Source organism: Mycolicibacterium arseniciresistens, assembly GCF_030519285.1.
In the GTDB taxonomy this organism is placed as follows: Bacteria; Actinomycetota; Actinomycetes; order Mycobacteriales; family Mycobacteriaceae; genus Mycobacterium; species Mycobacterium arseniciresistens.
Genome location: NZ_JAUMSQ010000420.1, coordinates 1 through 4,446, shown reverse-complemented (window position 1 = coordinate 4,446; position 4,446 = coordinate 1). Strand labels below are relative to the sequence as shown.

The following is a 4,446-nucleotide window of genomic DNA, read 5'->3' as shown; positions in this document are numbered from 1 at the left end:
GGCCGCGTCCGCAACCGGTCGCGGACCGCCTCCAGCCGCGTGGGCACATACGGTTCGGGCAGCGGCAGCCGCAGCAGGCGGTTCACCCGGTCGTCGCGGCCCGCCCGCAGCGCGGCCACCGCCTCGGGTTCGTGACGCGCGGCATTGGTCATCACGCCCATCATCAACAATGTTGTCGCCGTTGATGTCCCGCCGGCGGAGATGAGCGGCAGCTGCAGACCGGTGACGGGCAGAAGACCCACCACGTAGCCGACGTTGATGAACACCTGGCCGAGCACCCAGGTGGTGGCGGTGGCGGTGAGCAGCCGCAGGAACGGATCGGCCGAGCGGCGCGCGATGCGCATCCCGGTATAGGCGAACAGGCCGAACAGCCCCAGCGTGCCCGCGGCGCCGATGAAGCCGAGCTCCTCGCCGATGATCGCGAAGATGAAGTCGTTGTGGGCGTTGGGCAGGTAGTTCCATTTGGCGCTGCCCTGGCCGAGGCCGTCGCCGAACACCCCGCCGTTGGCCAGCGCAAACCGTGCCTGCCGGGCCTGGTACCCGGAGCCCTGGGCATCCGCGGCGGGATCCAGCCACGACTGCACCCGCGCCGAGCGGTAGCCCTCGGCCATCGCCAGAATCGCAGCCGACACCATGACCGCGAGCAGCGAGCTGAGGAACACCCGCAGCGGCAGGCCGGCGTACCAGAGCAGCGCGAGCAGGATGATGCCCAGCGACACCGTCTGCCCGAGGTCGGGCTGCGCGACGATCAGCGCGAGGGCGATCACCGCCGCGGGCACCAGCGGGATGAGCATCTCGCGTAGTGAGGCCCGCTCCAGGCGGCGGGCCGCCAGCAGGTGCGCGCCCCAGATGGCGAAGGCGATCTTGGCCAGCTCCGACGGCTGCATCGAGAAGCCCGACACCACGAACCAGCCGCGAGACCCGTTGGCCACCTTGCCGATCCCGGGGATGAGCACCAGGATCAGCAGGACGATCGTCAGTGCGAAGGCGGGGAACGCCAGCCGGCGCATCATGGCGACCGGCATCCGCAGCGCGACGTAGAACGCCAGGAGGCCGACGGCGGTCCAGAGCACCTGCTTGGCGAACACCGACCAGGGCGATCCGGCGGAGTCGTAGGAGTACACCCCCGACGCCGAGAGCACCATCGTCAGGCCGAGCGTGGTGAGCAGCGCCGCGACGGCGATGATCAGGTGGAACGACGTCATCGGCCGGCCGAGCCAGGCGCCGAACCGGGTCCGTGGTCCGTGCGTCACCGCCGCACCGGCCGTCTCCGCCCCGGCGCCCCGCGAGCGCAGACGGGCCAGCAGGTTGCCCACGGCCCGCTACCGGGTGCCGGCGCGCACGGCGGCGGCGAACGCGTCACCGCGGTGGCCGTAGCCGGTGAACTGGTCGAAGGAGGCGCCCGCGGGCGCCAGCAGGACGGTGTCGCCCGGCCGTGCCAGCTCACCTGCGGCCTCGACCGCCGCGGCCATCACCGCATCGGCGATCGCCCGGTCAGCCACTTCGACCACACGAGTCACATGCTTAACAGCAGACTCAGTTGTCCCATGCACCCCAGAATCCTCCCTCGTCACAAGCTCGACGACGGGGACATCCGGGGCGTGTCGCGATAACGCCTCGGCGACGACCGCGCGGTCACGCCCGATCAGCACCGCTCCGGCCAGCTGTCCGGCCACCTCACGGACGAGCTCCTGCACCGACGCGCCCTTGAGCAGGCCGCCGGCGATCCACACCACCCGCGGGTACGCGGCGATCGACGCCCGGGCGGCATGGGGGTTGGTGGCCTTGGAGTCGTCGACGTAGGTGACGCCGCCGCGCACCGCCACCACCTCCGCCCGGTGCCTGCCCACCGTGAAGTCCCGCAGCGCAGCGGCCACCGCGGCGGGTTCTACGCCGACGGCCCGGGCCAGCGCCGCCGCGGCCAGCGCGTCCAGGACGCCGACCGGCCCAGCCACCGGGATGTCGGCCGTGCCCGCCAGCTCGACCTCGCGGCCGAACGCGTTGTCGACCAGCATGCCGTCGCGCACCCCGAGTTCGCCCTCGCCGGGCACGCCGAGCCGGAAGCCGGCCCGCACCGGCGCGGTCGCGCCGTCCAGCAGGCCGGCGGCCACCGGGTCGTCCAGGCCGACGACCGCCACCCGGCCGTCGAGCACCCTGGCCTTGTCGTGGGCGTATGCGGCCAGCGAACCGTGCCAGTCCAGGTGGTCCTCGGCGACGTTGAGCACGACACCGGCCTCGGGGCGCAGCGACGGCGCCCAGTGCAGCTGGAAGCTGGACAGCTCGACGGCCAGGACGTCGGACGGCTGCCCGAGCACGTCGAGCACCGGCTCGCCGATGTTGCCGCACAACGCACTGCGCAGGCCGGCCGCCACCAGCATGGCGTGCAGCATGGAGGTGGTGGTGGTCTTGCCGTTGGTGCCCGTCACCGCCAGCCAGCGCCGCGGCGGGCCGTAGCGCCCCGACTGGTCGAGCCGCCACGCCAGCTCCACGTCACCCCAGACCGGCACACCCGCGGCGGCCGCCGCGGCCAGGACCGGCGCGGTGGGCGGAAACCCGGGACTCGTCACGACCAGGTCGTAATCGGCGATGCGCGTCACCGCCGTGGCCGGGTCGATCACCGGAGTGCCCACGCCGGCGTAGGGGGCCAGCGCCGACGCGTTGTCGTCGCACAGCGTCGCCGTCACCTGAAGCGGCGCCAGCGCGGCCAGCACCGCCCGCCCGGTGATACCGGCTCCGGTGACCAGAACCGCCGCCCCGGGGGCTATCGGCGACACGTCACGCCCCGACGGCGGCGAGCCACTCGCTGTAGAAGAGCGCGACACCGAGGCCGCAGGCGATCGCCGTCAACAGCCAGAACCGGATGATCACCGTCGTCTCGGCCCAGCCGACCAGTTCGAAGTGGTGGTGGAACGGGGCCATCCGGAACACCCGCCTGCCGGTCGTGCGGAACGCCAGGATCTGCACGACCACCGACGTCACCTCGGCGACGAACAGCGCGCCGAGCACCACCGCGAGGATCTCGGTGCGGCTGGTGACCGACAGGCCCGCGATGACGCCGCCGAGCGCCAGTGAGCCGGTGTCACCCATGAAGATCTTGGCGGGCGCGGCGTTCCACCACAGGAAGCCGATGCAGGCGCCCGCCGTCGCCGCCGCGATCAGCGCCAGGTCGAGCGGGTCGCGGACGTTGTAGCAGCCGAGACCGGGACTGGTCGCGCACGCGTTGCGGTACTGCCAGAAGGTGATGATCACGTAGGCCGCGGTGACCATCGCCATGGCGCCGGCCGCCAGGCCGTCCAGGCCGTCGGTGAAGTTGACCGCGTTCGACCACGCGCTGACGATCACCACACAGAACAGCACGAACACCGCGGGCGCCAACGTCACCGTGGCGATCTCGCGGACGTACGACAGCTCAGCGCCGCCCGGGGTCAGCCCGTCGGCGTTGCGGAACTGCAGCGCCAGCACGCCGAACAGCACCGCCGCCAGCAGCTGGCCCACCGTCTTGGCGGTCTTGTTCAGGCCGAGGTTGCGCGCACGCCGGAGCTTGATCAGGTCATCCAGGAAGCCGACCACGCCCAGGGCGGTGGCCAGCCCGAGGACCAGCAGACCCGACGCCGAAGGGCCCTCCCCGCCGAGCGCCACGCCGACGAGGTGGGTGCCCAGATAACCCGCCCAGATGCCGGCCAGGATCGCCACCCCGCCCATCGACGGGGTGCCGCGCTTCTTGCGGTGGCTGGCCGGGCCGTCCTCGCGGATCTCGTGGCCGAGGCCGCGCTGGGTGAACAGCCGGATCAGCGCGGGAGTCAGCAGGATCGACACCGTCAGCGCGATGCCGACGGCGATGAGGATCTGTCTCATCGATCACCGATTCCGGGGTCCGCCGCCAGCGCGTCGGCCAGCGCACCGAGCCCGGCCGAGTTCGACGCCTTCACCAGCACCACGTCACCGGGCGCCAATTCGGCGCGCAGCACGGCCAGCGCCGCGCCGGCGTCGGCGACCAGGGCGGCCTCCGACCCCCACGATCCCTCCATGACCGCCCCGTGATGCATGGCGCTCGGCGACCTCCCGGTTCCGACGACGATGAGTCGAGACACATCTAAGCGCACGGCCAGCCGGCCGATGCGGTCATGCTCGGTTATCGCGTCCTCCCCGAGCTCGGCCATCTCGCCGAGCACCGCCCAGCTGCGGCGCCGCTCCTGCCCGCCGCGGGCCATCCAGGCCAGCGCCTTCAGACCGGCCTGCATGGAGTCGGGGTTGGCGTTGTAGGCGTCGTTGACCACGGTCACCCCGTCGGCACGGGTGGTCACCTCCATGCGGTGCCGCGACGCAGGACCTGCGCCGGCCAGCGCGGCGGCCACCTGCTCGGGGCGGGCGCCGCATTCCAGCGCCACCGCCGCCGCACACAGCGCGTTCGACACCTGGTGCTCGCCGTGCACCGCGAGCGCGACG

Annotated in this window: 4 protein-coding genes; all 4 read right to left on the bottom strand. The window is 72.4% G+C overall.

Annotated elements, in window-relative coordinates:
* Positions 1-1,316 (bottom strand): putative lipid II flippase FtsW (gene ftsW, locus Q2100_RS29660; RefSeq protein ID WP_407667717.1); only part of this gene is annotated, 1,316 nt, incomplete at its 3' end.
* 6 nt (positions 1,317-1,322) lie between these two features.
* Positions 1,323-2,774 (bottom strand): UDP-N-acetylmuramoyl-L-alanine--D-glutamate ligase, encoded by a 1,452-nt coding sequence (murD, locus tag Q2100_RS29655; protein ID WP_302916900.1) that lies wholly within the window; start codon positions 2,772-2,774, stop codon positions 1,323-1,325.
* 1 nt (position 2,775) lies between these two features.
* On the bottom strand, positions 2,776-3,855 hold the full coding sequence (gene mraY / locus Q2100_RS29650; RefSeq protein WP_302916899.1) for a phospho-N-acetylmuramoyl-pentapeptide-transferase: 1,080 nt from the start codon (positions 3,853-3,855) through the stop codon (positions 2,776-2,778).
* On the bottom strand, positions 3,852-4,446 hold a 595-nt coding region (locus Q2100_RS29645; RefSeq protein WP_302916898.1), incomplete at its 5' end, for a glutamate ligase domain-containing protein. The genes mraY and Q2100_RS29645, both read right to left, overlap by 4 nt.